Consider the following 24086-nt stretch of genomic DNA (forward strand, 5'->3'; position numbering starts at 1 on the left):
CAGCATGAGCGCGATTTATTACGTGATAGCTTTTGCAGCAGGTCTGGGTATTACCCTTCAGACGACACTGAACAGTCAGCTTGCAAAAGGGCTCGGAGGCGATCCGGTCACCGCCGCGTTGTTTTCCTTTACGGCCGGGGCGTTCAGCCTCGGAATTTACTCGCTGCTGCGTGGAGGGCTATTCACCTCCCTTGCAGCTATTCCTTCGCAGCCTGTGTGGTGCCTGGCGGGCGGACTGATCGGTGCCTGTGCATTATTCAGCTATGTCGTGCTCGCACCAAAAATCGGTTTTTCAGCCCTGCTCGGGCTGGCGATTGTCGGACAGCTACTCTCATCACAGGTGATCGACCATTTTGGCCTGCTGGGCGCGGTAAGGCGGCCAGTCTCGTTGCTGAAGCTGGGAGGAATGCTGGTCATGCTGGCCGGTCTCGCCATCATGCTTTTCGGCGATCGGCTCTCTGCACGTTTTCTGCAGTAAAGCCTTTACCCACGTTTGTTACCGCGCAGACGTGGGTAAGTCTGGTCAGCGCACAGTATGACCCTTATTTATAGGGAGGATTAACATGTTTTCAATCGTAGCTGATGTCAGGAATACGCTGGGAGAGTGTCCCCTCTGGTGTGAAAGAACCCGCAGGCTTTACTGGACTGACATTGAAGCCAGCGAACTACTCGCATTAGAAGAAGGTCATGATGCTGTAATGCGCTGGTCGCTGCCTGACCGCCTTGGTTCCTTTGTTCAGGCTGGCTTTGTATGACCTCAACACCGGGTTTCTTACCACGGTGGCCTCCTCACCGGGAGGCACGGATACCCGTATAGGGGATGGACGATGTGACCGTACCGGTAATCCTCGTTTTATCACAAAGAGCCAGGCCCCATAATGATTGAAAGTGTCAACGTCCGCTGCTGGCACATGGCTGACTTTCATATCAAATGCAATTGCCCAGTGCGCACTGTAGGGCGTAGCTCCCCCACCATATCCATATAAGCGTCTCATCGTAGTTGATTGGAACTATTCCGTAAGCCGCATGCCAGTTGAGTAAACACCTCAATAATTTTTGGGAGCGCCCGTTGCGGATCGTCGCTTGCCGCAATCCAAAGTGCGGAATTCAACGCTGCACTGTTTAACAGATGTGCAGTGGCATCTGCGTCAACCGATTTAAGTACGCCGCGTTCGATCAGCTTTATGACAGTCTGGCGGGTGGATTCCAGGCAGCTATTCTGGCTGGGCCATTGTGCAGGATCCCCAAGGAAAGCCGGACCATCCAGCAGAACGATGCGCCTTACTTCTGTGTCCAGCGCCATCTCAATGTAGGCAATCCCTTCAGCTATCAGCCTTTCCCAGTCGTCACCGGCAGTCGCGGCGGCGGTTTTAGCTCGTTGTGCCATTTCTCCATCTACCTGAGCAACAACAGCGGCAAGCAGCCCCTTTTTATCACCAAAGTTGTGGTATAGCGCCCCACGTGTCAGGCCAACGCTGGCTGTTAATTCATCCATTGATACGGCCGCAAAACCTTTTTCGGCAAAGGATTTCCGCGCTGCCATAATCAATTTGGCGCGGTTCTCTTCCATTGTTTCAGCGCGGCGTTTGGCTGCCATACGATCTCCTTTTTTCACATACGTAGCGGATGTTAATTGACATACGCAGCGTATGTATGATTGATTAAACATACGCCGCGTATATTAAATCAATTATACCTACCGTGCATATCGCATTAACTGAAGAAAGGACATTCCATGACCCAACGTGAAGCTATTTTCCCTGCTAACCGCCATTCTCTCTATGAAGAGCATGGTTATTCCGCTGCGATCCGTTCTGGCGATATGTTGTTCGTTTCCGGCCAGGTTGGCAGCCGCGCCGACGGTACGCCGGAACCGGATTTTGCCGCGCAGGTGCAACGTGCGTTTGATAACCTGGCAGCGACTCTTGCAGCAGCTGGTTGTACGTTTGACGACCTACTTGATGTCACCACTTTTCATACTGACCCGGAAAATCAGTTTCCGACGATTATGCAGGTGAAACAGTCAATTTTCCCGCGGCCCCCTTACCCGAACTGGACAGCCGTTGGAGTTACCTGGCTTGCAGGATTCGATTTTGAAATTAAGGTCATTGCCCGAATTCCAGCGATAAGCTCCGCAGGTTGACAGGCCGTGATGTTAGTGACGTCTTAATCAACGCTATGGAGACGTCACCATGACAAGTGTTGCTTCAAATCGACTAACGTCCGCTCCTGGCACGGAGCGGACAAAACGCCGGATCACCTGGGGCGTAATGAGCTAACGTTCGCTGTCCTTTTGCCGCGCATGACCACCCGCCTGATTTCAAGGTAAACAACCCCCGGATCGGTCCAAATTTCGCTGCCTGACGAAGTATCTCTTGCCCGCGCTGTCACAATCGCAATCATGATTCACTCTGGAGGTTAAAAATGATTGCTGTGATATTTGAAGCCCGGGCATTGCCCGCACACCAGACCCGTTACCTGCAACTGGCCGCCGAACTTAAGCCGCTGCTGGCTGACGTCGATGGTTTTATCGCCATTGAGCGTTTTCAAAGCCTGAGCGAGCCGGATAAGATTCTGTCGCTCTCCTGGTGGCGGGATGAAGAGGCGGTCCGGGTCTGGCACTGTAATGCCCGGCATCAGGCCGCGCAGCGTGAAGGGCAGACCTCGATTTTTAGCTGGTATCGGGTGCGGGTGGCGCAGGTGATGCGGGAGCGCGGATCGGATGATGGATAGGCATCGCATATACTTACCCTTAACCCGAACTCCGGAGCAATGAGATGACCCTGTTAACCTCCCCGGAAACCCAGCACCAAAACGCCACCCTGGAAATAGCCGTTTCTACGGTGGCGGCGGCAATGGCGGATCCTTCCCGGGTCCGCATGCTGTGCGCGCTAATGGATGGCCGCGCCTGGACCGCGACCGAACTTAGCGCGGTGGCCGATATTGCACCGTCAACCGCCAGTGCCCATCTGGCAAAGCTGATGAATGGCCGCTTGATTCTCTGCCTGTCTCAGGGCCGTTACCGCTACTATCGACTGACCGGTAGCGAAGTGGCGGGGCTGATTGAAAATATGATGGGCGTCTCCTGGCAGCGTTTTCAAATGCCGGAAACCCGTACCCCGTCCCGACTGCGCCAGGCCCGTACCTGCTATGACCACCTGGCAGGAGAAGCGGCGGTGGCTATTTATCGCTATATGGAACAGGAGGCATGGATCGACGCTCAGGGCAGCGCGCTAACGGAAGAGGGCAAGCGCCAGTTTCAACGGCTGGGCGTGATGCTTGATCCTCAGACCCGTCGTAAACCCTGTGCCGCCTGTCTGGACTGGAGCGAAAGACGTTTTCACCTGGGGGGCGATACCGGTGCCGCGCTGTTGCTGATGCTGGAACAGAAAGGCTGGATAACCCGCACTCAAGGCTATCGCGAAGTGACTATCACCCGGGAGGGCGCATCGGCTCTGCGGCGTCTGTTCCGGGTTGAACTGTGCGGAGACTGATATGAAGCAATATAGAGCAGGATGTCTGTGCGGCGCCGTGCGTCTTAGGGCCGTGGGGCAGCCTGACCGGGTTGGGCTATGCCACTGTCTGGACTGCCGTAAATACCATGGCTCGCTGTTTCACGCTTCGGCCATCTTCCCTGAACAGGCCGTCGCCATTGAGGGTGATACCCGGGAATGGCGGGGGCGCCACTTTTGCCCCATCTGTGGTTCCGCTGTTTATCAGATAACCGATAATGAAATTGAAGTGAATCTTGGTGCGCTGGATGAATCGAACCAACTAATGCCGACTATGAGCTCTGGATCATACGGCGCGAAGCCTGGCTACCGCCGTTTCCCGTGGCGCATCACTATCTTCGCGATCGGGAATCGGATAGTGGTAACGATAATTAACTATTAATAATAAAAGTAGTTATATAAAAATTTATACCTGTTCCAGAAGTCGATCGTTAAGCGTGCTATGGCCGTTTCAGGAAGAGTCAGGCATTGATTATCAAATAACGTTTACCTGCTGGCAGAAGCAGGAAATGCCTATTATGCTTACCCAGGGAATAAGGCGTTGGCCACAGAAAAACACTCCCCTTAAGCGACAAGCTGTCCTGGCGGTAATGGGGCAGGGGGCGGGTTTATATTGTATATCCATTCAAGTTGAGGGGATATTTCTTTGTCAACCCATCATATTAAAAGGTGCTTTTATGGCAATAACGAAAGTTGAAGTTTGTCTCTCAGAGGATGATGCGGTTCAGGTTATTCGTTCTATGGATAGAATGCAGGGGGTTAAAGAACACAGGCTAAATTTTCAGTACCCGGAACATTGGTTTGCACCTGTTACTCTTTCTCCATTCGCACAGCAAATAGAACAAGAAACAATCTCCTGGATGCAGGGGATTGGTTTAATCAAAGACAAAAAAACGTTATCACTCGTACGGGCCATGGAACCAGGATTTTTCGCAGGGTTTTCATATTCGATGGCACCGTATGACCATGCTCTTTTGTTCTGCAAATGTGTGACGATGTGGCTGTTATGGGATGATGAGCGGGTTGAGATTGCAAAAACGTATGAGGAAATTGAAGCTCCGGTTAAAGCATTATATGGCGATAAAATCCCCACTCATCAGATGAATGATCCCTATGTGCAAGGGTTTAAGCACCTTGGAGACGAACATGAACGCCTTGGGGCAAGCAAGCACTGGCGCAAGCGCTTCGCCGCGAGTATGGCTGAATGGGGTTCACATGCGATTTACGAAGAAGTATTGAGGCGAAATAATGAAAGCGATGATCGCAGGAGCCTGGAAGAAGCGATACAACTTCGGGCCCTGACTACTGGATTTACACCTACCACAATTCCGGTTGAACAAATTGCCGGCCTTGAGTTGCCGGATGAACTTTTAGAGAGTGAAGATTATAAATCAATCCTTGATTGCGCCGCGAAAATTTGCCTTATTGTTAATGATGTGGTAGGAGTTCCAAAAGATATTTGTAACGATCAAATTAAGTCAAATGTCATTCTTTACTACATGAATGCTAACAATGTATCGCTGTTCGATGCCTATAATCTTGCGATAAAGATTCATGATGATGCCGTTAATACCTATGACAAGTTAGTCGCAAATCTTTTGAAATCTTTTCCACCGGAAAACCGCGCAGGGATAAATAATTTCTTTAACTTAATTAGATACCTGGAAACGGGCTTTGGAATCTGGCAGGAGAAATGTATTCGTTATCAACAGAGCGTTGCTGCACAAATGAATCAGTCATATCGAATTGCAATTACCAGAAGGTTGGCGTGATGAATAGCTTTTCTCGACCTTATGTCATTTGACAAAAGACCTTCCTTTGAATGTTGTCTTTCTCAATGAGCACTATCTATGTCGTCTTTGCGAAGGAGTTACTATGTCTGTCATAGAAGTCATTTTAGTCGATGATTTTGACCGCCCCACAGGAAAAACAGAAAAGCTGGAAGCCCATAAAAAAGGGTTATTGCATCGCGCGGTAACCGTTTACGTCTTCAATTCCCGGTATGAATTACTGCTGCAGCGTCGCGCAATAAAAAAGTATCACTGTGGGGGCTTATGGAGCAACACGTGCTGTAGCCACCCTTATCCACAGGAACCAACCCAGGACGCTGCCGAGCGCCGGTTACGCGAAGAGATGGGGCTGGATATGACGTTAACTCCGGTATTTGAACTAAAATATCATTTGCCCCTCAGTAATGGCCTGATTGAGCATGAATATGGCCATGTCTTTTTTGCTATCAGCGACGAGAAGCCGGAACTTAATCCGGAAGAGGCCGATGCGTGGTGTTATCGCTCCATTCAACAGATAGAACGTGATATGAAGGATAATCCATCTCTTTATACGCCCTGGTTCCTCCATACCTTTCCGCGTATTCCTCAGCAGTTCAATGATTTTCGTATGGACATCTGAACATTCCTCACCAGCCTTAGTTATCAGCATTACGTAAAAAAGCCCGACAACCAGGAGGTTGACGAGCTTTGTTCAAAAGGCGCTGACTTCCAGTCGGGAGTACTTCCCTTAACCGTCGCTCGACAGGGCGCTAAGCTGCAGACGCTTGCGGCGCTTACGACGGTAAAGGTGATCCATAATCTCGGCGCGGGACTCGATAGCCGGTGGCGATCCTTCCAGCGGCTGACAGGCGCTCTCTTTACTCAGACGCACCGCAATCAGCCCCACCAGGGCGCCAAACATCAGGTATCCGGCCGGAGCCAGCGGATTGCCGGTGGCATTGACCAGCCAGGCGCTGAGCAGCGGGGCGGTACCGCCAAACAGCGAGGTGGAAAGATTATAGGCGATAGCCAGCCCGCCATAGCGTACCGCGGTGGGGAACAGCGCCGGTAGCGTAGAGGCCACGGTACTCAGGAAGCAGGTCAGCAGCAGCCCCATCACCAGCATGCCAAGGAAGGTCAACGCCAGGTTCTGGCTGCCCAGGGCGTAGAAACAGGGCAGCGTCAGCACCAGAAAGCCGACGCAGCCCATGGTCCACAGCGGCTTGCGGCCAATCTTATCGGAAAGCGCGCCCATAAACGGCAGCACCGCCATCATACAGAGCATCGCCACCACCACGATGGTCAGCCCTTCCAGTTCGCTCAGCCCCAGCACCACATTCAGATAGCCGGGCATCCAGGTCAGCAGCATGTAGTCGGCCAGGTTCAGGATAAACACCATGCCGATACACAGCAGAAAGGCCCGCAGATGGTGGGTGACTATCTCCTGCCACTGTTGGCGCATGCCCGGGGGCGGCGCGCTGTTTTCCATATGTTTGGCGAAAGCCGGGGTCTCTTCCAGCCGCAGACGCAGCCAGACGCCAATCAGCCCCAGCGGTCCGGCGACCAGGAAGGGCACCCGCCAGCCCCATTCGCGCATCGCTTCATTGCCCAGCATCAGCGTCATGGCGGTGACCAGGGCTGCGGAGAAGATCAATCCCAGCAGGGTGCCTACCTCCAGCCAGCTACCCAGTCGTCCGCGTTTGCGATCCGGGGCATATTCGGCAATAAACGTAGCCGCGCCGCCATATTCACCGCCGGTGGAAAAGCCCTGAATCCCCCGCGCCACAATCAGTAGCACCGGTGCCCACAGGCCAATGCTGGCGTAGCTCGGGATAAGACCGATAGCGAAGGTGCCCAGCGCCATCATAATCATGGTCAGGGCCAGAACCCGTTTGCGGCCGATACGGTCGCCGAGCGGGCCGAAGAACATGCCGCCCAGCGGGCGAATCAGAAAGGCGACCGCAAAAGCGGCATAGGTGGAAAGCAACTGGGCTCCGGGGCTGACTTCCGGAAAGAAGACCATCCCCAGGGTCACGGCCAGGTAGCCGTAGATGCCGAAATCAAACCACTCCATGGCGTTACCCAGCGAAGCCGCCGCTACGGCGCGCTTCATCAGGGATTTATCGATGATAGTCACTTCAGGAACGGCGTCAGTGTGTTGAAGGTGTGCAGGTGATGCATTGGTATTCATTATTTTTCTCCATGATCTGTCCGGAGAGCGGAGCGGCGGGAACGAAGCGCCGCCCACTGAATTACCCTTACTCCCTGTGCTTGCTTAAACTTCTATGTCACCCTCGCGCCGCAGGGTCTGAAGCGCCGCTGTGGACTTCACGTTTTTGGTGACGATATAGGTAAAATAGCGTTCGATTCCCAGGTCAGACTCCAGCCAGCTATCGATCAGACGCTGATATTCGTCGATGGATAGCGTTTCGAATTTGGCCCAGTAATCCACGCCGCCGCCCACTGCCACGCATTCGGTCAGTTCTGGCGTATTGAGCACGCGTTTTTCAAAACGGGCAAAGCTCTCTGCGTTATGTTGTTTAAGCTCGATCGAGACCCAAATCGGCAGGCGCTTCATCAGCACCCGGGCATTGAGCCTGGCGTAATAACCTTCAATCAACCCGGCCTGTTCCAGGCGCTTTACCCGCTCCCAGCAGGGGCTGACGGAAAGATTAATGGATTCCGCCAGCCGCGATTTGGTAATGCGCCCGTCTTTGCTCAGAATGTCGAGAATCTTCAGGTCATAGCGATCGAGTTTCATACAGTGCTTACATCCTTAATGGCGACCGGTGCCCCGGAAGCCTCACATCGCTATGGCGATACGATCTCCCGGGCGATAACGGCCAGAGTGTCACCCATTGCAACCTGCGCCGGAAAGCGCCGCGCCAGCAGAATGCCGTCGCGTAGCGCCCGATACTCCACCGGCGGGTGGCCGCTGCGGGAATGGTCATAAACGCGGGCCAGGAGTTCTCCCTGGGTTACGCGGTTCCCCAGGGGGCAGAGAAATTCCAGAATGCCGTTGTGCTCGCTCTGTACATAACAGGATGCATCGGGCATATCAAGCAGTTGGGTTTCTCCTTCCCAGGGTTGTGGCGTTTGAGCCAGCATGCCGTGGTGTGCCAGAAAGTTGCGCACGCCGCGGTCGGCCAGCTGCTGGCGCTGGGGTGTCGTGGTGCCTCCGCCTCCCAGTTCGGTGGTGACAAAGCCTTTGCCCTGACTTTCCACCACGGTGTCGTAGAGCTGACTGGCGTCCAGCTCGTACATCATCACGGTGGTCGGTGCCCCAAAGGCCTGAGCGGCGGCCAGGTTGTTAGCCTGCTGGCGTTCGTCATCCAGGGTATGCAGCGCCGCGAAGGGGATAATCTCCAGAGTGCGGCCACCGGAGTGCAGATCCAGCGCCACATCGCACATCGGCACCAGTACCCGGGTGAAATAGTCGGCGATCTGCGCGGTCACGCTACCGTCCGGTGCCCCCGGAAAGCTGCGATTCAGATTGCCGCCGTCGATGGGCGAAGTGCGCTTACCGGCCTGAACCGCCGGGGCGTTCATCATCGGCACGATAATCACCCGGCCCTGAACCTCGTCGACTCGCAGCTCCCGGGCCAGCTTCAGCAGGGCGATAATGCCTTCGTATTCGTCGCCGTGATTACCGGCGGTCAGCAGCGCCGTCGGCCCCGGCGTGCCGTTAATCACGGTTATCGGAATCATCACCGCGCCCCAGGCGGAATTGTCGTGGGACCAGGGCAGCTTCAGGAAACCGTGCTGTACCCCTGGCTTGTCAAAATCCACCCCGGCATAGACGGGGCTGGGTTTTTCATGGTTCATGCAATGGGCTCCTTTATTTAACAAACAGGCGTCGTGGGTAGTCGCACAGCACTTCGGCACCCTGTGCGGTGATAACAATGCTTTCGGTGATCTCCAGCCCCCAGTCGTCCATCCACAGGCCGGGCATAAAGTGGAAGGTCATTCCGGGCTGAAGCGGTGTTTCGTCGCTGGCGCGCAGGCTCATGGTGCGCTCGCCCCAGTCAGGCGGATAACTGATGCCGATGGGATAGCCGCAGCGGGCGCCGCCCCGGTCCAGACCGGCGCTACGCATGGCGCCTTCCAGCGCCCGGGCGATATCGCCGCAGCTGTTGCCCGGGCGGGCGGCGGCCAGCCCCAGTTCGATTCCGGTCAGCAGGGCCTCTTCGGCGCGCAAAAAGTGATCCGGCGCTTCCCCCAGAAAAATGGTGCGCGACAGCGGCGCGTGGTAGTGGCGATAGCATCCGGCAATTTCGAAGAAGGTGCCTTCGCCCTTACGGAACGGCCTGTCATCCCAGGTCAGGTGCGGCGCCGCGGCATCGGCGCCCCCGGGCAGCAGAGGGACGATGGCGGCATAGTCGCCGCCGAATCGCACGCCGCTGTCATCCACCCAGCCTTCAATGGCGCAGCGTTGGATCTCCGCGACCAGCATGTTTTTCGGCAGTCCCGGCTCCACCATCTGGTAGATGCGCTCGTGCATATTGCCGACGATGCGCGCCGCAATCCGCATATAGTCCAGTTCCCGTTCGGATTTAATGGCCCGACACCAGTTCACCAGCGCAGTGGCATCCACAAAGGCCTGATTTGGGCTCCCCTGTTGCAGGCTCAGAAAGGCCTGGGCCGAAAAGTAGTAGTTATCCATCTCCACGCCGACCCGAGCCTGGTGCCAGCCAAAGGTTGGCAGTACTTCCTGGGCCAGCCAGCGCATGGGGTGATCGTCGGGATTCTGCACCAGCCATTCCGGATAACCGACAATCCGCTCATCGGCCATCCAGCAGGTACGCAGGGCACCGTTGCTGTCCTGCAGGCGTCCATACCACACCGGTTCATCCTCCAGCCCCAGTAACACGCACTGATGCACATAAAAGGACCAGCCGTCATAACCGGTCAGCCAGGCCATATTCGAGGGATCGCTGACCACCAGCAGTTCGATCCCGCGCTGTACCATGGCGGCGCGGGTTCTGGCGATACGCTGGTCGTACTCTTCTCGCGTGAAGGGCAAAGTTTTCGTCAACATGCTGTTTTATCACTCGTAACGGGAGTGGAAACCCTGGCGGGCCCGAGGGTCGCCAGCCTGTTTACCCTGCGCCCAGGGCGCGGGGGGTTACTGCAAAGGTTCAAGCTGCGCCAGCGCAAAGGCGGCGATGGCGCTGTCCTGTACGCCGGTGCCGGTCAGGCAGCACAGGGTGACTTCCTGCGGTGACTGGCGCAGCGCCTGGCCTTGGGCAACGCAGGTTCCCAGTTCAACCACCTCAAAAGGAACGGGGGTTTGCTGTGCCTTAAAGATTTTCAGTTCACCGTTATTTTCGCTCTGACTGCGGATATCGCAGGCCACGCGATCGGCGCGCAGCAGGGCGCTGATGTCGATCTCCCGCTTTTCCGGGCTGTCGGAGCCCATGGCGGTGACGTGTACCCCAGGGGCCAGATGTTCAGCGAACAGCAGCGGCTCCCGGGAAGGCGTGGTGGTAACGATAATATCGGCCCCGGCACAGGCGGCGCCGATCTCGCGATAGCCTGTGGCCTGTAGCCCATCGTCGTTAAGCTCCCGGGCCAGTTGTTCTGCGGCTTCCGGCCGCCGGGCCCAGATGGCCACCTGCGCCACGGGGAACAGCAGACGCAGGGCGGCCAGTTGCAGTCGGGCCTGTTCTCCGGCACCAATCAGCGTGATGCGCTGGCTCTCTTCCCTGGCCAGATATCTGGCCGCCAGCGCCCCCGCCAGCGCGGTTCGAATAGCGGTCAGATAGCCTTCATCCAGTAGTAGCGCCCGGGGCACGCCGGTTTCAGCGCTCAGCACCACCATCAGACCGTTCAGGCTGGGCAGGCCGCGTTTGGGATTATCGAAAAAGCCCGGGCTGATCTTGATAGCGAAGCTGTCGCTGCCGCGGATCCAGGCGGTTTTGACATCCACTTCGCCGTTGACCTCCGGCAGCGCCATCGAGAGGATAGGGGGCTGCACCACCTTGCCTTCGCCCAGGGCGCGGAATCCCGCTTCGACCGCCGCCAGTGCCTCTGTATCCAGCCGGACCGCGGTGCTTATCTGCTGTCGGTTATAAATTTGCATGGCTTTGCCGCTCCAGCTCTCTTGCCCGTTCGAAGGTTTCCAGCGCCACGTTGTTGCCGCTAAGCACCAGCGCCACCTCTTTGCCTTCAATGGGGATTCGGTGGTGTTCAATAGCCGCCAGCCCCACGGCGGCGGCGCCTTCAAGCAACATTTTTTCCTGCTCCAGCAGGGTGACCATAGCCCTGGCAATGGCGGTTTCGGGTACCTGGTAGTGGCTGTCCATCACCGCTCGCACCAGTGCCAGGGTATGACGATTATCCAGCCCGATCCCGCCACCCAGCGAATCGGCCAGGCTCGGGACTTCTTCTACCTGCACCGGTTTACCCGCCTGCAGGCTGTGCCACATAGCGGCGCCCTGGCTGAGGCTGACGCCGACCACTTCCGTGCGCGGGCTGAGTTGCTTCATCACCAGACCGATACCGCCCAGCAGCCCGCCGCCGGACAGACCCGCTACCACCATGTCGAGCTGTGGACGCTCTTCCAGCAGCTCCAGCGCCAGGGTGCCCTGACCGGCTACGATCAGCGGATGATCGAAGGGCGGGATCGCCACCTGACCGCGACTGGCGACCCGCTCATCCACCACCGCAAAGGCGTCGTCCTGGCTGTTGCCGCAGCGGCAGACCTCGGCGCCCAGCGCTTCGATGGCGGCCACCTTGTTGGCAGGGACCAGCGAAGAGAGGCAAACCGTGGCCGGAATGCCCAGCTCCCGGGCGGCCCAGGCCACCGCCCGTCCGTGATTGCCGGTAGAGGCGGTGATGACGCCAGGCTTCAGGCGATCCGGCCCGTACTGTTCCAGTAACGCGGCGATCATGTTGCTGGCGCCGCGCAGCTTGAAAGCGCCGGTGGGCTGCATATTCTCCAGCTTCAGCCAGACCCGGGCGCCGAAGCGCCGGGAAAGGCTCGGAGAGTAACGCAGCGGAGTACGGTCCGCCCGACCCTGGATACGGTGACGGGCTTGCCAGACCTCCGCCAGGCTGATGCCGCCGGGGAATTCCGGGCTCATTTATTGGGCTCCCAACTGGCCTGCGGAACTCAGGTCGTCAGTGACCCGGTTCACCGCTCTTAGCGCGCGATCGACCAGTTCATCCACTTCGCTTCGGTTAATCACCAGCGGTGGTGCAAAGCCCAGGATATCGCCCTGAGGCATGGCCCGGGCGATAAGCCCGTTTTCCAAAGCTGCCGCAGAAACACGGGCGCCGACCTTCAGGGAAGGGTCGAAAGGTTGGCAGCGCTGCTTATCCGTAGAGAATTCGATGGCGGCCATCAGCCCCACGCCGCGCACGTTTCCCACCAGCGGGTGGTCGGCAAAGCTTTCGCGCAGGCGCTGCTGGAAGTAAGCGCCGGTGTCGGCGGCGTTCTGCACCAGATTTTCCTGCTCGATAATTTGCAGGTTAGCCAGCGCCGCCGCCGCGCCCAGTGGGTGCCCGGAGTAGGTCCAGCCGTGGCCGATGGGGCCATATTCGCCGGTTCCCTGTTCCAGCACGCTCCACACTTTTTCGCCGACGATAACTCCGGAAAGCGGCTGATAGGCGCTGGTCAGCCCTTTGGCGATGGTGATCAGATCCGGGCGCATATCGTAGGTGTGAGCGCCGAATTCACGGCCGGTACGGCCAAAGCCGCATACCACTTCATCGGCGATCAGCAGAATGTCGTATTTATCCAGCACCGCCTGAATGGCCTGCCAGTAGCCTTCCGGCGGTGGGACGATACCGCCGGTGCCCAGAACCGGTTCACCGATAAAGGCGGCGACGGTTTCCGGGCCTTCGGCCAGGATCATCGCTTCCAGCCGTTCGGCGCAGTGGCGCGAGAATTCCAGCTCGCTGATACCCGCCAGCTCCGGGGCTCGCTGATAGTAGTAGGGGGCATCGGTATGCAGGATCCCGGCAATTGGCAGATCGAAATGATCGTGGAACGACGCCAGCCCGGTCAGAGAGCCTGCGGCAATGCTGGAGCCGTGGTAGCCGCGATGGCGCGAGATGATTTTCTTCTTCTGGGGGCGCCCCAGAATATTGTTGTAGTAGCGCACCAGCTTGATCTGAGTTTCGTTGGCGTCGGAGCCGGACATGCCGTAGTAGACCTTCGACATATTCATACCGGCTTTGGCGATAATCTTTTCAGAGAGCGCCACCAGCGGTTCATTGGTGTGGCCTACGTAGGTGTGGTAGTACGCCAGCTCTTTGGCCTGGCGATAGATGGCTTCGGCCATCTCTTCGCGTCCATAGCCAATGTTGACGCAGTACAGGCCTGCAAAGCCGTCGATAAACTGATTGCCTTCGGCATCGTTCACCATAATGCCGCGGCCGCCGGTCATCACCCGACCGGGGAGCGCGCCATGGGCATAGTCGCGCAGATGGGTAGAGGCGTGAAAGGTCACCTGACGATCGCGGGAAATTAAGTCGTTGCGCTGTTCCATAATTATGCTCCTGTCACTGAAGGGCCTGGCAAACCGCCAAGGCAGAAGTAGCGGGTGTTCAGATATTCATCGATACCGGTGCGGCCGCCTTCGCGGCCCAGCCCGGACTGTTTAATGCCGCCAAAGGGGACGGTGGGGCCGGTCATTTTGACGCTGTTAACGGCCACCATGCCGAATTCCAGTTCGCGGATGTAGCGCCAGACCCGGCGCCGATCGTGGGTCCAGAGATAGGCCGCCAGGCCATATTCGGTGGCGTTGGCCTGGGCGATAACTTCGTCATCGTCCTGCCAGGCAGCGACAATGGCGATGGGGGCAAAGCTCTCTTCCTGCCAGACCCGCATTTCCGGGGTGACGCCAGCCAGCAGGGTGGGCATAAAGTAGTTGTTGCCCGGCGCCTGGCGCTGATCGCCATGCACCAGCCGGGCCCCACGCGACAGGGCGTCGTCCACCAGGGCATTGGCTTTTTCGACGGCGTCGCGGTGAATCAATGGGCCGATATCGCTGTTCGGGCAGTCGCCGGGGCCGACCCGGAGTTCGCGCACCCGTGCCGAAAAGGCTTCAATAAAGGCGTCATAAATTTGCTGATGCACCATGATGCGGTTGGCGGCCAGACAGTCCTGTCCGCTGGTCTGAAACCTGGCGTCGACAGCGGCGGCGGCGGCCTCGTCGACGTCCACATCCGGCGCCACCACAAAAGGGGCATTGCCGCCCAGCTCCAGAGAGACCCGTTTAACGCTGCCTGCGCACTGGGCCAGCAGTAGCTTGCCTACCCGGGTGGAGCCGGTGAAGGAGAGGGCGCGAATACGTGGTTCACTGCACAACTGGGCGCAGACGGCTTCTGGCTCACCGGTGATGACATTAAAGACCCCGGCCGGCAGCCCGGCACGCTCCGCCAGTTCGGCCAGCGCCAGGGCGGAATAGGGGGTTTCATTGGCGGGTTTAACCAGCACGCTACAGCCTGCGGCCAGTGCCGCTGCGGCTTTGCGGGTAATCATCGCCAGCGGAAAATTCCAGGGGGTGATCAGCGCGCAGACGCCAACCGGCTCTTTGATGGTGCCTGGCAGGGTGCCATCGATCTGGACTGACAGGGTTTCGCCGTTAATCCGCACCGCCTCTTCGGCGAACCAGCGGATAAAACTGGCGGCGTAATCCACTTCCCCTTCGGCTTCACGCCGGGGCTTGCCCTGTTCATTGACCAGCAGGGTGGCCAGATCGCTGCGGTGGTCCAGCAACTGCTGATACCAGGCCATCAGCAGCGCGGCACGCCGGTCGGCGCGGATTCTGCGCCAGCCTGCCAGCGCCTGCTCTGCGGCATCTACGGCGTGGTCGATCTGCTCCGGCTCCAGCAGCGGTATGTAACCCAGCAGGCTATTATCGTCCGGGTTATAGACCGGCTGCTCACGGCCGGACAGACTGTGGCTCCATTCGCCGTTAATCCAGGCGAAGTGACGAAACAGACGGGGATCCTCTAATTTCATCTGCGTTCTCCTTAAGTTGGCTGCCCCAACGATATGGGTAAGGGCACATGAGATGCTTTGAAGATAAGAGAACGTATGAAAAAATAATTTCTGTTTCAGCGCCGTAATTATTCATTTTTTTCTGTTGTGAGGGCAATTGGCAATAAATTGCCAGGCAACAACAAAACGTTATGAAATAACCCTGATTACATATCTTTTATTTATGTTGTTATTGATAATCCCTTCATTAAATGCCAATGCACAATGCGAATAAAACCGCTTTTTTGTGAAATTAACAACTGGAATAATGGAATAAAACACTATTCCAGTCGGAGGTTTTCTTTTCTTTAAGGGACATTGCGCAAGACGTAGATTGATGTCTATTTGATTGATTTTTAGGCAATATTGAATCTATAGCAAAGCGGTTAATAAACCTGTACACCTGTTTTTAAGATGGTTCCTGGTCGCAAAGGCTGGCTGGCGTTACGCTTAATACCGTTGACCTGTTAACTCATCGATTTTTAATAATGATATAGCTCACATAATTCACTTTAGATGTGAGGGAGATCAAAAATAAATAATCCTCACCCTTATTAAGGATAAGCGCAGCGTATTAACGATAGTCTGCCGCTAATTCATCACTTCGTTTATGGTATCGATAAATGCCCGTAGCGCAGGCGGCATTTGACGGCTACCGGGAAAATACAAATAAAAGCCAGGGATTCTGGGGCACCAGTCGTCGAGAAGTTGTTCGAGACGGCCAGATTGCAGTTCCGATAACACCGCGTCTTCCGGGACATAGGCAACGCCAAGTCCCCTGACGGCGGCGCCAATCATCAAAGGGATGGTATTCAGCGTCAGGCGACCAGGTACATCGATGACGATTTCCTGTCCCTGGCGCGAAAACTCCCACTGATAGAGCCTGCCGCTGGGCATCTGATGCCGGATGCCGTCATGGAGGGCGAGATCGTCCGGGACACTGGGCCGCCCGCGTCTGGCCAAATAATCGGGCGCAGCCACGGCGATAAAGCGTGTCGCTCCTCCAAGACGTACGGCGTTCATTCCCTGTGCCAGGGACTCTCCCAATCGAATTCCGGCATCAAACCCTTCTGCGACAATATCAACAAGCCGCCCCTCGACCACAATATCGATGGAGACATCCGGAAAGCGCGCCAGAAACTGGGGAACCACATGATGTAGCAAAAGTTCAGCCGCCATTTCGGGGGTGTTGATACGCAGCTTGCCAGCCGGAGCGGCCCGAAATGGGTCCACACTCTGCAGGGCGAGACTGACCTCCTGTAAAGCAGGCGCCAGCCGGGCGCGCAGATTATGGCCTGCTTCAGTTAGCGCCACGCTACGCGTTGTGCGGTTAAACAGTCGAACGCCCAGCCTCTGTTCGAGTTGCCTGATGGTGTGGCTAAGGGATGAGGGGGAGAGATTTAACATCTGGGCCGCTTTGCGAAAGCCGCCGCACTCCGCAATGGTGATAAATGCGTTCAGATCGCTGAATGAAGGTTGCGCCATTGTTGAATTTTCACCAACAGTTTATTCGATATTGTGTGTATAGAATAAACAATCCTGTCGGTCCAGTATTGAGATCCTGTTAACGTAAACCGACACTGGAGGCTTTATGACTCAGACCTGGATGATTAGCGGCGTATCTTCTGGCATTGGCCGTATTCTTGCTGAAAAACTCACTGCCCGCGGCGATAGCGTGGTGGCACTGACGCGTGATCCGCGCAAAACAGAGGATCTCCAGCAGCGCTATCCCGAACAGTTCCGGCCGCTTCAGGTTGATCTGCGGGATACCCGGGGCATCAGCGCTGCCGTTGCTGAAGCATTCCGGCTATCCGGGCGGATAGACCGCATCGTCAGTAATGCCGGGTATGGCGTTTTTGGCGCGGCGGAAGAAACCAGCGACCAGCATCTGCGCGATATCATTGATACCAATCTGATTGGTGCGATTGTACTGATTCGCGCCGCTCTGCCATATCTCCGTGCTCAGGGAGGAGGGCGTATCCTGCAGGTTTCCAGCGAAGGGGGGCAGATAGCCTACCCGGGCTTCAGCCTCTATCATGCATCCAAATGGGGCATAGAGGGTTTTGTGGAATCGGTGGCGCAGGAGGTCAGAACCTTCGGGATCGATTTTGTGTTAGTTGAGCCAGGGCCTACCCGCACCGGTTTTGGCGGTTCGTTGGTTCGGCCTGCGTCATTAGCTGAGTACGCAGACACTCCGGCGGCGCAACTTCGGCAGGCATTTGAAGAGGGGAGCTGGGTCATTAAAGGCGATCCGGTTCGTATGGCCGATGCCATGCTGGATGCAGCCGGGCAGCCTTCACCGCCGCTGCGCTTAATTCTGGGGGCAGAGGCCCATGCGGGGGTAAGTCGCGCGCTGGAATCGCGCCTTGCTGAACTGCGAAATCAGCAACAGAGCGCCACAGCGGCGGACTTCAGCCCGGAAGAGCTTGCTTTATATTAAAATTAACGCGCGGGCAGAGGATGAGTGAATGTCCTCTGCCGCGCGCAGATTAATTTTTCCTGTAAAGAGCTGACCGATGACTGCTTACCGCGTAATAGATAAAAATCAGTGGCCCAGAAAGCAACACTTTGACTTCTATAATCAATTTGCCAGCCCCGGCTATAATCTGTGCGTTCCCCTGGCGGCACAGCCGCTCTACGATTGTGCCAGAGAGCGGGGTGAATCCTTCTTTTTACTGACGCTGTATGCCATTACCCGGGCGGCCAATGCCGTGCCTCAGATGCGTCAGCGGGTTATCAATGGCGAAGTGGTGGAGTATGCGCAGATTGCGGCGATGACGCCGGTGATGACCGCCAGCGAAAGCTTTTGTCAGGCGTGGTGCAATTATGCGCCGACCTTCAGCGATTTTAAGCGCCAGGCAAAGCCGGCGGTTAACGAGGCGAAATGCGGTGAGCCGGGGCCGATGGTAGTCGATGGCGAGAATTTCTTCTGCGCCAGTTGTCTGCCCTGGCTGCACTTTAGCTCAATGACCCACGCAGAATTTCACCCTGGCGGTGGAGTTCCGGCGCTGACCTGGGGCAAGACCAGAACGCGTATCAGTGAGTTGCTTAATGATGAGTGACATCGTCAATCATTTCGAATGTATTTTCTCACCCCAACTCAATTAGGAAATTTACTCCAACACACTTCACTTTTCTGGCGTATTATCAACGTTCTTCTGATAGACCAGAGCACAAAAATCAGTTTCTCTGTTGTGTTGACTGAATTTTACCTTTAAAGTGCATAAAGAATTAGGAAGGTCTTCTCAAGCGGAGAGAGGTTACAGTAGAGGGAACTAATTTAAATGAGTGATTATGAAGATATAGCCATAAGAATAGCAAAAGTAATAAACAGAAAGGTTTAGAATAGCTGAAGCTGTAAAAAGAGGTATATTAGAACGACATAGAATATTAGAAGCTGTAAATATGGTTTTGGATGAATTCAATGAATATATATCAGAAGAAAAACAAAATGATATTTACAGTAGATCATCCTTTGCTGTAGTTGGTAGATTTGCTACTAACTCTGTTATTTGCAATGCCATAGCGAAAGCAATAGCTGGCAAAGGTTCACTATTTGTTGCATTGAGAGGCGGGGTTATAGGTAACTTACTGCTTATAGGTGGAATGACCGAACGCTGCATAAGAACCTCTGAAAAACTAAGGGATGAAGACCCTCAATTATATTATAAACTAAGAGCTAAGGATTATGATTTGCTATACTTCATTCTTGAACCAGCACTTAAGCCCTTTGTGGATGCTACTAGAGTCAGGAGAACTGAGGGAGAGGATGCTTTTAACACCATAATAAATATGGTTGAAAAGAAGGTTAATAGTGGTCATGGGTAAATTAAAATTTTCATTGCTTGGATCTTTTTTGTCACTCACAGTTGGAATGATGAGTGGGGTAATGGTGTGGGGCTCTCTGTTTTGCATTGTTTATTTTGATACCTGGCCGGAAAGACTCTTATATATTGCAATACTCTTAGTAGTTGTCCTGGTATTAACTAAAATCCTGGATTCGATATATAAGAAAATAAAGGGTTGATATTGTTTAATAAGGAAATGAAATATTATGTCTAATCCCGCTTATCTTTGGCTAACTGACAGTAACGGCTCTCCTGTAACAGGAGGTAGTTTAGTTTCTGGAAGGGTTGGAGCTGTAGAGCTTATCACTGTTGTTCATCATATGCACATACCCACTGATGGGAATACAGGACGCCTGACAGGTACAAGAGTTCATAGCCCTATAACAATCCAAAAAGAATTTGATAGAGTAACGCCTTTCCTTTACAGGGCCTTAAGTGAGGGGCAAACACTAAAATCAGCAACAATAAAGATGTATAGAATCACAGAAGCCGGAACAGAAGCCGAATACTTCAATATTTTGTTCAATAATGTAAAGATCACTGCAATAACTCCTAATCTTCATCCTGGTGGGGTTACAGGCACTCACTTAGAAACAGTACAATTTAGATATGAGGCTATTACCTGGAAATATGTAGACGGCAACATAATCTACAAAGATAGCTGGAACGATAGAGCTCACTATTAACTCCCAATTTGTCGATGGATTTCTTTATCCGGTTTTCAGGCTAACATGAAGAACGGCCAGCGGGCTTGGCAATTCTTTTGCTGCTCATGAAGATGAGAGCCAGAACCCACAATCCGATTACCTGATTGTCCGGCATCATGGTGATGGCACTGAAGAGGTGGTGTTTGATTCTCGTGTATCAGGTACAGATTTACCAACTGCAACTGGATGAACAGGCCTGATTGGTGAGGTCAGGCCGCTCACTTACTGCTGACAGACATTTGATTCTGATTCGTTTGGAGAAACGGATGATTTTGAATCACTGTCGATAGTAGCCAGTTGACGGCCAGTGTCAACGATTCCCGCCAGATTCTGCCATCCTTATCATCTGTCAAAGCTCAGTGAAAATGTCTAAACACCGGCTCGTTAGAAATGTCCTGATGTTGAAAAGTCTGCTTGGTGCTGTGAGTTCAATGGGTCGATGCAACGCTATCCTTAATCAAGGGGGAAGTTGCTATGAAACGAAGAACTCGGATTAACTACACGCCAGAGCAGATAGCAATTATCTGGGACAGATATAAGCAAGGTGATTCTCTGCATGATATCGCCAGAATGTTCGACAGATATCATTCTTCCATTATGCCCACTATCCACCAGACAGGCGGCTACCGTCCTCCCGTGCGAAAACGGCACCGATTAGCGCTTTCGCTTGATGAAAGAGAGGAGATATCCAGAGGGCTGGTAGCAAAACTCAGTATCAGGGACATTGCCGCCAGATTATCAAGAGCGCCCTCAACGATTAGCCGGGAGGTCAGGAGGCACGGTGGTGCAAAACAATACCGTGCAGCAAAAGCCGATGCTACTGCGTGGGAAATGCGCTGAGACCAAAATTGCTGGTGAAGTTCAGCTAAGCCTGTAAAGACCCTTTTTCGAATGTCATATACGTTTTATTTGACTAATACCCCGGTCCATCGTGGTGCGGTTCAGTAAAAAAAGCACTTATTCTGTGCAATGCAGATGCAACGCAAGTTATAAGTGGTTGCAAATGCACAATTTTATAAGCTGGCACATCAATTGCTTTCTTGTACGAACGTTCGTTCGGTTGAGGGAGGGTAAACCACTCGACCGGGCCAGAAGGATACAGAACGCTACATGTAAGAAGCATCCATAATTCATCTGCGTGAGATATAAAAATGAGCCTGCAAACTAAAGAATTTATCGATCTACCGGCACCTGTCGGGAAGCATAAGCTTACCGGACAAATGGGGGCAATCAGCCTGGCACTTACGGTACTTGCATTTTCTGCCCCACTCACAACGGTTTCCGGCTATATTCCAGTTGCAATGATGTTTGGGGGCGTATCCGCCCCGCTCATGTTCCTTATGACAACAGCTATCATTCTTCTATTTGCTGCAGGTTATATTTCAGTTATTGCAATGGCTAAACGTCCGGGTGATTTTTATTCTTTTATCAGCTTCAGTTTAGGTAAATCTGTAGGGCTTGGAGCAGGACTTATGGCTTCCGTATCTTATTTCCTCATTCTGGCAGGTATTGCATCATTCTTTGGTGTTTCTGCCGCTGAGTTAATGAAATCGATTGCTGGCATACAACTTCCCTGGTATTGTTATGCGCTCATCTGCTGGGCAGTTGTTGCACTATTTGGTTATCTGCATGTAGAACTATCCGCAAAGGTATTGTCATGGGTGATGCTGGCAGAGGTGATAATCTGTCTTGGATTTTCTGGCAGTGTTATTGGTAGTGGTCATATTGCGATCCCCGTGTTCTCTCCATTTGCCGCATCTGGTTTGACCGCTGATGGTGTAAATGCCCCCTTTTCAATCCTGTTTGCTGTTTCCTTTTTTATTGGCTTTGAAGCGACATCCTTGTTTCGTGATGAAGTTCGTTCTCCGGAAAAGACAATACCCCGTGCTACTTACGGCGCTATTATTTTTATTGGTGTCATTTACACCATTTGTGCCTACGCATTGATTGCCGCCTATGGTCCTGATGTCCAGACGATCGCTCAAAATGCTCCAGCTACGATGTTTTCCGATGCTCTCTCAAAGTTTATCAGCCCCAGAATCAGTCTGCTTGTTACGCTTTTGGTTCTGACTTCATCACTTGCGAGTGTATTGTCAGTGCATAACGTGTTGTCTCGATATTTGTATAATCTGGGAACTGATGGTGCTTTACCTCGAGCTCTGCGCAAAGTACACCCGCATCATTCCTCTCCGTTTGTCGCTTCACTCAGTGTTTCTGGTTTAACTCTGCTGGTGATGTTGCCATTTATCCTCACGGGAGTTCAGCCGGATGTTCTCTACGGCCAGCTATCTGGTGTGGGTACGGCGGGTATTATCATGTTGATGACGGTGGTATGTATTGCTTCACTGTCCTGGTACTTTCGCTATGGGCGTCCCTCTAACCTCAGCGTGTTTAAGCTTTTTGTTGCCCCGCTTATTTCCGGTATCTTCTTCGTTGGATTAACCGTGTTAGTAACTAAAAACTTTGACCTTCTTGTTGGTGGAAAGCCGGGTGAACGCCAGTGGATGCTGTTTTGCCTGTTAGGAGCGATGTTCATTGGCATGGCTTTGGCGCTTTACTATAAGGCCAGACGCCCTGATGTTTTTGCGCGACTGGGACGTTCACAGTATTAAATTTTGGGGTGAGGTAACAACAGCCATATTGGCTGTTGTTACTCATTACAAAAATGTAAGCAGGTCACATGAGGTACATCTGTTTCAGAGTTTTAGAATTCCTGTTGCCATTTTCTGTGCATAGCCAATACACTCTTCGAGATCTTCCTCAGTACCATTCCAGGACCACCAACTGTTTGCACCGTCGAGTGATACCCGGATAAGCCGAGACTTTCTTTTTGCATCATCGGCGCCGAGGTCTGTTGCGATTGATTCATACATAAAATCACAAAATGCCATCCACTCGACCATTTCAGTACGGAGTGCATTAGGCAATACACTCCCAAGGCGATCGGTTGCCATCAGCATATCGAAAAGATCATTTTCAGGATGTTTAATCTGTTGAGTAATATGCACGCGGATCAGTGCCGACCAGTATTCTTCGGGTCTCCTGCACGAGCCCAGCCCTTCCTTCACGGCAGTTGCAAATGTATGGTAGTGCCAGCGAAGCGCTGAAGAGACGATTTGATCTTTTCCATCTGGGAAATGTGAATACATCGTGGGTGGCTTAAGGTTAACGGCGTTAGCTAAGCCTCGCATTGAAACAGAGTCATACCCTTCTTTTGTCGCGAGTTTGAGAAAAGCCTGAAGAATAGAACGTTTGCTTTTAGTAAGGCTTTCCCATTCAAATGAAGTCAGATATGAGTCTAATCGGTGCAGCATCATTTTGGTCGTTGTGAGGTTAGACATTTTTATCTTTTTGAATGATGGAAAACCTCACTCTACAATAAAAAAGCCTTCAGCCTGAAACAAAAAATTAATTCATTTCGAGCTGAAGGTCACTCAAATCAGGGTTACAAAGTATCGGTACTCTCTTCAGACGATGATGATTTACATCTCTCCAGACGTTTTGCTATAAACCATATCCCTAACCCGCCTAAAGCCATTACCGCACCAATATAACCTGTAGATGTCCAGCCGTAGCCGGCAGCGACTGCCATGCCACCTAACCAGGGACCAATCGCATTGGCAATATTAAAGGCTGCGTGATTGGATGCGGCGGCAAGAGAAGGGGCGTTACTGGCTACTTCAAGCAGCCTTACCTGGAGCGCAGGGGCCAGAGCCATCAGGCAACCAACCAGAAACACGCCTGCAGCAGCAGATAGAATGTTATGCATGGCTAATGGATAGCCAAGCATGAAAATAGCGCTTAATGCCAGAATTATTCCCACCGAATCAAACCGGAAGCGAGTACACAAGCGGCCACCAATAACGTTTCCTATAACAGTTCCGACGCCAAACAACACGAGCATTGGCGGTATTCCGTGAGGGGTTAGATGAGTGATGTTAACTAGTGCCGGGGCCAGATAGCTATATATGCAGAACATTCCAGCAAAACCTATCGCCGCTATACCCAGCGTCAGCCATACCTGGATGTTCACCATGGCATTAAGTTCAGTACGGGGAGCGCTGCGCTTTTCATGTGGATTTACTGGTAAAAGATAAACGATCATCACCAGTGTGATAAACGCAAGCAGACAGACCTGTGCGAATGCCCAGTACCATCCAAAGAGTTGCCCGATGAATGTGGCCAGCGGTGTGCCAACAACAATGGACAGAGTGACTCCAAGCATAAACTGTCAACGACGGGTAAAAAGTGATCCACTT

At 53.6% G+C, this 24086-nt stretch carries 24 protein-coding genes and 2 pseudogenes; 14 read left to right on the forward strand and 12 right to left on the reverse strand.

Annotated features, from left to right (window positions below; genetic code table 11):
- Window positions 1–4 precede the first annotated feature (4 nt).
- Together SCU88_RS11560 and SCU88_RS11565 are read left to right on the forward strand one after the other, a co-directional pair.
- Window positions 5–478: a DMT family transporter gene (locus SCU88_RS11560; RefSeq protein ID WP_175341483.1), complete on the forward strand. Its 474-nt coding sequence runs from the start codon at window positions 5–7 to the stop codon at window positions 476–478.
- 85 nt (window positions 479–563) lie between these two features.
- A pseudogene (locus SCU88_RS11565) lies at window positions 564–846 on the forward strand (SMP-30/gluconolactonase/LRE family protein); the annotation flags it as partial.
- Window positions 847–991: 145 nt separating this feature from the next.
- On the opposite strand, the gene SCU88_RS11570 reads toward SCU88_RS11565, so the two are convergent.
- Window positions 992–1597, reverse strand: a complete 606-nt coding sequence (locus SCU88_RS11570; protein WP_175341484.1) for a TetR family transcriptional regulator — start codon at window positions 1595–1597, stop codon at window positions 992–994.
- Between the two features lie 138 nt (window positions 1598–1735).
- Here SCU88_RS11570 and SCU88_RS11575 point away from each other — a divergent pair, with 138 nt between their 5' ends.
- The 6 genes from SCU88_RS11575 (at window position 1736) to idi (ending at window position 5921) form a co-directional block, all read left to right on the forward strand.
- Window positions 1736–2143: a Rid family hydrolase gene (locus SCU88_RS11575; protein WP_175341485.1), complete on the forward strand. Its 408-nt coding sequence runs from the start codon at window positions 1736–1738 to the stop codon at window positions 2141–2143.
- 281 nt (window positions 2144–2424) lie between these two features.
- Window positions 2425–2733, forward strand: a complete 309-nt coding sequence (locus SCU88_RS11580; protein WP_175341486.1) for an antibiotic biosynthesis monooxygenase — start codon at window positions 2425–2427, stop codon at window positions 2731–2733.
- A gap of 44 nt (window positions 2734–2777) precedes the next feature.
- On the forward strand, window positions 2778–3494 hold the full coding sequence (locus SCU88_RS11585; protein WP_175341487.1) for a metalloregulator ArsR/SmtB family transcription factor: 717 nt from the start codon (window positions 2778–2780) through the stop codon (window positions 3492–3494).
- A gap of 1 nt (window position 3495) precedes the next feature.
- The gene (locus SCU88_RS11590) at window positions 3496–3894 is read left to right on the forward strand and encodes a GFA family protein (protein ID WP_431810133.1); all 399 of its coding nucleotides are present in this window, start codon (window positions 3496–3498) and stop codon (window positions 3892–3894) included.
- A gap of 127 nt (window positions 3895–4021) precedes the next feature.
- Window positions 4022–5284 (forward strand): terpene synthase family protein, encoded by a 1263-nt coding sequence (locus SCU88_RS11595; protein ID WP_431810134.1) that lies wholly within the window; start codon window positions 4022–4024, stop codon window positions 5282–5284.
- 103 nt (window positions 5285–5387) lie between these two features.
- Entirely contained in the window at window positions 5388–5921 is a 534-nt protein-coding gene (gene idi, locus SCU88_RS11600; RefSeq protein ID WP_175341489.1) for an isopentenyl-diphosphate Delta-isomerase, read from the forward strand.
- A gap of 108 nt (window positions 5922–6029) precedes the next feature.
- Here idi and SCU88_RS11605 read toward each other — a convergent pair whose 3' ends face one another.
- The 9 genes from SCU88_RS11605 to SCU88_RS11645 form a co-directional block, all read right to left on the reverse strand.
- A complete protein-coding gene (locus SCU88_RS11605; protein WP_138097431.1) occupies window positions 6030–7472 on the reverse strand; it encodes an MFS transporter in 1443 nt (480 codons plus the stop codon).
- Between the two features lie 84 nt (window positions 7473–7556).
- Window positions 7557–8042, reverse strand: a complete 486-nt coding sequence (locus SCU88_RS11610) for an Lrp/AsnC family transcriptional regulator (protein ID WP_138097432.1) — start codon at window positions 8040–8042, stop codon at window positions 7557–7559.
- 50 nt (window positions 8043–8092) lie between these two features.
- Entirely contained in the window at window positions 8093–9106 is a 1014-nt protein-coding gene (doeB, locus tag SCU88_RS11615) for a N(2)-acetyl-L-2,4-diaminobutanoate deacetylase DoeB (RefSeq protein ID WP_175341490.1), read from the reverse strand.
- 13 nt (window positions 9107–9119) lie between these two features.
- A complete protein-coding gene (gene doeA / locus SCU88_RS11620; RefSeq protein ID WP_138097434.1) occupies window positions 9120–10319 on the reverse strand; it encodes an ectoine hydrolase DoeA in 1200 nt (399 codons plus the stop codon).
- Between the two features lie 87 nt (window positions 10320–10406).
- Window positions 10407–11363 carry a cyclodeaminase gene (locus tag SCU88_RS11625; RefSeq protein WP_175341491.1) on the reverse strand — a complete coding sequence of 319 codons (957 nt, stop codon included), beginning with the start codon at window positions 11361–11363 and terminating at the stop codon, window positions 10407–10409.
- Entirely contained in the window at window positions 11350–12366 is a 1017-nt protein-coding gene (gene eutB, locus SCU88_RS11630; protein ID WP_138097436.1) for a hydroxyectoine utilization dehydratase EutB, read from the reverse strand. Before eutB ends, SCU88_RS11625 begins: the two co-directional genes overlap by 14 nt.
- Window positions 12367–13776 carry an aminotransferase gene (locus SCU88_RS11635; protein WP_175341492.1) on the reverse strand — a complete coding sequence of 470 codons (1410 nt, stop codon included), beginning with the start codon at window positions 13774–13776 and terminating at the stop codon, window positions 12367–12369. It abuts the gene before it with no gap.
- A gap of 2 nt (window positions 13777–13778) precedes the next feature.
- The gene (locus SCU88_RS11640; protein ID WP_175341493.1) at window positions 13779–15254 is read right to left on the reverse strand and encodes an aldehyde dehydrogenase family protein; all 1476 of its coding nucleotides are present in this window, start codon (window positions 15252–15254) and stop codon (window positions 13779–13781) included.
- A gap of 609 nt (window positions 15255–15863) precedes the next feature.
- On the reverse strand, window positions 15864–16757 hold the full coding sequence (locus tag SCU88_RS11645; protein ID WP_175341494.1) for a LysR substrate-binding domain-containing protein: 894 nt from the start codon (window positions 16755–16757) through the stop codon (window positions 15864–15866).
- Between the two features lie 106 nt (window positions 16758–16863).
- On the opposite strand from SCU88_RS11645, the gene SCU88_RS11650 reads away from it, so the two are divergent.
- The 6 genes and pseudogenes from SCU88_RS11650 to SCU88_RS11675 all read left to right on the forward strand — a co-directional run bounded on the left by SCU88_RS11650 (window position 16864) and on the right by SCU88_RS11675 (window position 22439).
- Complete coding sequence (locus SCU88_RS11650; RefSeq protein ID WP_138097440.1) at window positions 16864–17712, forward strand: SDR family oxidoreductase; 849 nt, start codon at window positions 16864–16866, stop codon at window positions 17710–17712.
- 76 nt (window positions 17713–17788) lie between these two features.
- Window positions 17789–18334 carry a CatA-like O-acetyltransferase gene (locus tag SCU88_RS11655; protein ID WP_175341495.1) on the forward strand — a complete coding sequence of 182 codons (546 nt, stop codon included), beginning with the start codon at window positions 17789–17791 and terminating at the stop codon, window positions 18332–18334.
- 343 nt (window positions 18335–18677) lie between these two features.
- Complete coding sequence (locus SCU88_RS11660; protein ID WP_431810135.1) at window positions 18678–19100, forward strand: hypothetical protein; 423 nt, start codon at window positions 18678–18680, stop codon at window positions 19098–19100.
- 226 nt (window positions 19101–19326) lie between these two features.
- Window positions 19327–19806 carry a type VI secretion system tube protein TssD gene (locus tag SCU88_RS11665; protein WP_175341496.1) on the forward strand — a complete coding sequence of 160 codons (480 nt, stop codon included), beginning with the start codon at window positions 19327–19329 and terminating at the stop codon, window positions 19804–19806.
- A 495-nt stretch (window positions 19807–20301) separates the two neighbouring features.
- Window positions 20302–20675 (forward strand): annotated as a pseudogene (locus SCU88_RS11670) (helix-turn-helix domain-containing protein); the annotation flags it as partial.
- Window positions 20676–20978: 303 nt separating this feature from the next.
- Window positions 20979–22439, forward strand: coding sequence for an amino acid permease (locus tag SCU88_RS11675; RefSeq protein ID WP_175341497.1), 1461 nt, complete (start codon window positions 20979–20981; stop codon window positions 22437–22439).
- An 84-nt stretch (window positions 22440–22523) separates the two neighbouring features.
- Here the strand turns inward: SCU88_RS11675 and SCU88_RS11680 are convergent, their stop codons facing one another.
- Both SCU88_RS11680 and SCU88_RS11685 read right to left on the reverse strand, forming a co-directional pair.
- Window positions 22524–23168 (reverse strand): TetR/AcrR family transcriptional regulator, encoded by a 645-nt coding sequence (locus SCU88_RS11680; RefSeq protein WP_094284709.1) that lies wholly within the window; start codon window positions 23166–23168, stop codon window positions 22524–22526.
- Between the two features lie 104 nt (window positions 23169–23272).
- A complete protein-coding gene (locus SCU88_RS11685; protein ID WP_431810136.1) occupies window positions 23273–24052 on the reverse strand; it encodes an MFS transporter in 780 nt (259 codons plus the stop codon).
- Window positions 24053–24086 lie beyond the last annotated feature (34 nt).

The organism is Jejuibacter sp. L23 (assembly GCF_050815825.1).
GTDB lineage: Bacteria > Pseudomonadota > Gammaproteobacteria > Enterobacterales > Enterobacteriaceae > Jejubacter > Jejubacter calystegiae.

Bases quoted from the DNA above. Each gene is read 5' to 3' on its own strand.
- idi (WP_175341489.1), top strand. From the start codon at position 5,388: ATGTCTGTCATAGAAGTCATTTTAGTCGATGATTTTGACCGCCCCACA.
- eutB (WP_138097436.1), bottom strand. From the start codon at position 12,366: ATGAGCCCGGAATTCCCCGGCGGCATCAGCCTGGCGGAGGTCTGGCAA.
- SCU88_RS11660 (WP_431810135.1), top strand. From the start codon at position 18,678: ATGGTTTTGGATGAATTCAATGAATATATATCAGAAGAAAAACAAAAT.
- SCU88_RS11685 (WP_431810136.1), bottom strand. From the start codon at position 24,052: ATGCTTGGAGTCACTCTGTCCATTGTTGTTGGCACACCGCTGGCCACA.
- SCU88_RS11635 (WP_175341492.1), bottom strand. From the start codon at position 13,776: ATGGAACAGCGCAACGACTTAATTTCCCGCGATCGTCAGGTGACCTTT.
- SCU88_RS11580 (WP_175341486.1), top strand. From the start codon at position 2,425: ATGATTGCTGTGATATTTGAAGCCCGGGCATTGCCCGCACACCAGACC.
- SCU88_RS11655 (WP_175341495.1), top strand. From the start codon at position 17,789: ATGACTGCTTACCGCGTAATAGATAAAAATCAGTGGCCCAGAAAGCAA.
- doeA (WP_138097434.1), bottom strand. From the start codon at position 10,319: ATGTTGACGAAAACTTTGCCCTTCACGCGAGAAGAGTACGACCAGCGT.
- SCU88_RS11560 (WP_175341483.1), top strand. From the start codon at position 5: ATGAGCGCGATTTATTACGTGATAGCTTTTGCAGCAGGTCTGGGTATT.
- SCU88_RS11570 (WP_175341484.1), bottom strand. From the start codon at position 1,597: ATGGCAGCCAAACGCCGCGCTGAAACAATGGAAGAGAACCGCGCCAAA.
- SCU88_RS11640 (WP_175341493.1), bottom strand. From the start codon at position 15,254: ATGAAATTAGAGGATCCCCGTCTGTTTCGTCACTTCGCCTGGATTAAC.
- SCU88_RS11595 (WP_431810134.1), top strand. From the start codon at position 4,022: ATGCCTATTATGCTTACCCAGGGAATAAGGCGTTGGCCACAGAAAAAC.
- SCU88_RS11675 (WP_175341497.1), top strand. From the start codon at position 20,979: ATGAGCCTGCAAACTAAAGAATTTATCGATCTACCGGCACCTGTCGGG.
- SCU88_RS11590 (WP_431810133.1), top strand. From the start codon at position 3,496: ATGAAGCAATATAGAGCAGGATGTCTGTGCGGCGCCGTGCGTCTTAGG.
- SCU88_RS11625 (WP_175341491.1), bottom strand. From the start codon at position 11,363: ATGCAAATTTATAACCGACAGCAGATAAGCACCGCGGTCCGGCTGGAT.
- SCU88_RS11605 (WP_138097431.1), bottom strand. From the start codon at position 7,472: ATGAATACCAATGCATCACCTGCACACCTTCAACACACTGACGCCGTT.
- doeB (WP_175341490.1), bottom strand. From the start codon at position 9,106: ATGAACCATGAAAAACCCAGCCCCGTCTATGCCGGGGTGGATTTTGAC.
- SCU88_RS11610 (WP_138097432.1), bottom strand. From the start codon at position 8,042: ATGAAACTCGATCGCTATGACCTGAAGATTCTCGACATTCTGAGCAAA.
- SCU88_RS11650 (WP_138097440.1), top strand. From the start codon at position 16,864: ATGACTCAGACCTGGATGATTAGCGGCGTATCTTCTGGCATTGGCCGT.
- SCU88_RS11680 (WP_094284709.1), bottom strand. From the start codon at position 23,168: ATGTCTAACCTCACAACGACCAAAATGATGCTGCACCGATTAGACTCA.
- SCU88_RS11575 (WP_175341485.1), top strand. From the start codon at position 1,736: ATGACCCAACGTGAAGCTATTTTCCCTGCTAACCGCCATTCTCTCTAT.
- SCU88_RS11585 (WP_175341487.1), top strand. From the start codon at position 2,778: ATGACCCTGTTAACCTCCCCGGAAACCCAGCACCAAAACGCCACCCTG.
- SCU88_RS11665 (WP_175341496.1), top strand. From the start codon at position 19,327: ATGTCTAATCCCGCTTATCTTTGGCTAACTGACAGTAACGGCTCTCCT.
- SCU88_RS11645 (WP_175341494.1), bottom strand. From the start codon at position 16,757: ATGGCGCAACCTTCATTCAGCGATCTGAACGCATTTATCACCATTGCG.